The organism is Streptomyces longwoodensis (assembly GCF_001514125.1).
GTDB classification, from domain to species: domain Bacteria; phylum Actinomycetota; class Actinomycetes; order Streptomycetales; family Streptomycetaceae; genus Streptomyces; species Streptomyces longwoodensis.
In genome coordinates this window covers 134,334-137,160 of sequence record NZ_KQ948565.1, presented here as the reverse complement: position 1 = coordinate 137,160, position 2,827 = coordinate 134,334, and the positions used below count along the sequence as shown (strand labels likewise).

Below are 2,827 nucleotides of genomic sequence, written 5' to 3'. Positions count from 1 at the left end.
GCCGTCGTCACCGCGGTCGATGACGTCGGCGGGGGTCTCCGTGGTGCGGAGGTGGAGGGTGATGCGGACGGTGCGGTCGCCGATGTAGTTCTTGATTGTGGCGTGTTCGTCGAGGAGTTCGGCGATGCGGACGGCCTTGTCGAGGTAGCGGTCAGTCTGCTTGAGATTGGTGAACTCGAAGCTGCCCAGCTTGAAGGGGAGCTGGGTCTGCGCCGGGGCTTCGGGCGTGGTGGTCGTGTCCGTGTCCTGGGGCATGTGGGCCGGGACGTCCGAACCTGCCGTGCTGTCGGCGGGCCGGGGCAGGGAGACCGGGTCGACCCAGACGGACGTGCGAGGTTCGGGTACGGCGGCGTCGCGTGCCGCGGCCCAGCTCCGTTGCGTGGGCTCGCTGTCGGGTTGCGGGGCCTGGGCTACGTCGCCGATGAGGGCTGCGATCAGGGCGAGGTGGCGGTCGCGTAGGCCGGCGGGTGCGAGGGTGGGGTCTTCGGGGGCTTCGTTGAGGTCGCCCAGGAGGCTGCCCAGGACGTGGGGGCGGTGCGGGGTGTCGGTGTCGCGGTACTCGTCGCGCAGGCCGAGTTGGTGGGTGAGTTCGTGGACGAGTTGGACGGGTGCCGCGTCCGTCCACCAGGTCACCTGGTCCATCGCCTGGTCGCGGCCCACGAGGTTCACGGTCAGGTGCGGGGGCTCGGCCTGGGGGTCGTCGGGATCGATGCGTTCGACGGTGACGTGTAGGCGATCACCGTTGGGGAGCCGGTAGGCGGGGTCGTTGAGGAACTCCGCCACGCCCTGCTGGAGTTGGGTGAAGGCGTGTGTGGCCTGCTCGTCCGTGCCGCGCAGGGCGACGCGGACGGTCAGATCGGTGACGGGCTCGCCGTCATGCGTGAACCGGCGTGCGTCGAAGCCCGAACGGACGACGAACCGGGGACGGTGATCCCGCGGTCCGCGGGGACGGTCCGGTGCCGACTCGGACATCGTGGAGCCGCTGTTACTGCCGCTGCCGGGCAGCCGGGGTTGCGTCGAACCGGGGGTGGCCGGCGGCAGGCTGGGCTGCTGGATGCTGTCGCCGCGGTTGTTGGTGCCGACGCTGGTGGCGAGTTGGGCGAAGTCGCCGAGGACGCCGAAGCGTCCCTTGTCGGCGGGGAGCAGGGCTAGTACCGGGCTGGTGGCGGGCAGCTGTGTGGCGAACTGCTGCTTGTAGGCGTTGTAGACCCGTGCCGTGTAGCTGGGGTCGAGGACCGCCTTGGCCCGGTGGTCGTTGGTGACCGCGATGGTGGCGAGGTCCATCAAGTACGTGTCGATCAAGTCGGTCACGTCCTGCGCCTTGGCCCCGGGCACGCCCACCCGTGCGCGGTGTTCCAGGACGTTCGCCATTTCCACGACGATGTTGCGGTAGATGCCGTGGCGGATGGTGTGGGGGAAGGCGGCCATGATGTGGTCTTCCTGGCCGGCGTCTTCGGTGTTCATGAAGCGGGGGGTCTTGAGGTTTTCGAGGCCGGGGACCATGAGGGGCATGCCGCGGTAGAGGTCTTCTTCCTCGGGGATGCGGGTGTTGCGGCTGGCGAGGGGGTGGAGACCGATTTCGTGGGCGAGCATGCCCATGATGTAGCCGGTGTCGTACTTCTCGAAGTAGTAGCTGGCGAGGTTGATGTCGACGCCGTCGTCACCGCGGTCGATGACGTCCGCCGGGGTCTCCGTCGTCCGTAGGTGCAGCGTGATGCGGACCTGGCGGTCGCCGACGTAGTTCTTGATCGTGCCGTGCTCGTCGAGGAGTTCGGCGATGCGGACGGCCTTGTCGAGGTAGCGGTCGGTCTGCTTGAGATTGGTGAACTCGAACCGGCCCAGCCTGAACGGGAGTGGGGCCTCGGGCGTGGTTGTCGTGTCCGTGTCCTGGGGCATGTGGGCCGGGACGTCGGGGCCGGCGTTGTTGTCGGCGGGCCGGGGCAGGGAGACCGGGTCGACCCAGACGGACGTGCGAGGTTCGGGTACGGCGGTGGCGCGTGCGGAGGCCCAGCTCCTGTCGGTCGGGTCACCGTCGGGTTGCGATGCCGGGGCTACGTCGCCGATGAGGGCTGCGATCAGGGCGAGGTGGCGGTCGCGTAGGCCGGCGGGTGCGAGGGTGGGGTCTTCGGGGGCTTCGTTGAGGTCGCCCAGGAGGCTGCCCAGGACGTGGGGGCGGTGCGGGGTGTCGGTGTCGCGGTACTCGTCGCGCAGGCCGAGTTGGTGGGTGAGTTCGTGGACGAGTTGGACGGGTGCCGCGTCCGTCCACCAGGTCACCTGGTCCATCGCCCGGTCGCGTCCGACGAGGTCCACGGTCAGGTGCGGGGGCTCGGCCTGGGGGTCGTCGGGATCGATGCGTTCGACGGTGACGTGCAGCCGGTCGCCGTTGGGGAGCCGGTAGGCGGGGTTGTTGAGGAACTCCGCCACGCCCTGCTGGAGTTGGGTGAAGGCGTGTGTGGCCTGCTCGTCCGTGCCGCGCAGGGCGACGCGGACGGTCAGATCGGTGACGGGCTCGCCGTCATGCGTGAACCGGCGTGCGTCGAAGCCCGAACGGACGACGAACCGGGGACGGTGGTCGCGGGAGCCCCGCGAGGGTGACGCCGTCGGGGCGGGAGCCGTGCCGCTGTCGCTTCCGGGCAGTCGGGGGCGTGTTTCGCCGGTCGTGTGGGTGCTGGGGGGTGCGGGTGGGGTGGGTTGTTGGATGCTGTCGCCGCGGTTGTTGGTGGCGATGCTGGTGGCGAGTTGGGTGAAGTTGCGTGCGACGCCGAAGAGGGTCTTGTTGGACGGCAGGAGGTTGAGGAGTGCCGTGTTGTCGCCGAGGGCGGTGCGC

Annotated in this window: 1 pseudogene; it reads right to left on the bottom strand. The window is 69.6% G+C overall.

The features are described 5' to 3' along the window. Positions 1-2,827, bottom strand: a pseudogene (locus AQJ30_RS33645) (hypothetical protein); the annotation flags it as partial.